The organism is Nostoc sp. 2RC, from assembly GCF_014222165.1.
GTDB lineage: Bacteria > Cyanobacteriota > Cyanobacteriia > Cyanobacteriales > Nostocaceae > Nostoc > Nostoc linckia.
Window position 1 is genome coordinate 1 of sequence record NZ_JACKZU010000846.1, and the last position, 256, is coordinate 256.

1 protein-coding gene is annotated in these 256 nt (G+C 46.9%); it reads right to left on the minus strand.

Features of this window, described 5'->3' with window-relative positions; translation table 11 throughout:
• On the minus strand, positions 1-256 hold a 256-nt coding region (locus GNE10_RS35225; RefSeq protein WP_185570592.1), incomplete at both ends, for a cadherin repeat domain-containing protein.

Consider the following 256-nt stretch of genomic DNA (forward strand, 5'->3'; position numbering starts at 1 on the left):
TGCTGCTAGCACTCAAGGCTATGGCTGTTGGTATTTCGTTGACATTATTTATGGTGATGGTGAAGGGACTTTCAAAATTGAGTCCTCCCTGGTCAGTGGTTCGTACCCGGATGCTGTAAGAATTCTTGGCCTCAAAGTTCGGTGAGCTATTGATTCGCAACTGATTGCCGACAATGCTAAAAGCAGAGTTATCGGTAGAACCAGTTCCAGCAACTAGGCTGTAGGTGAAAGTGTTACCAGTGTCGGGGTCTGTGGT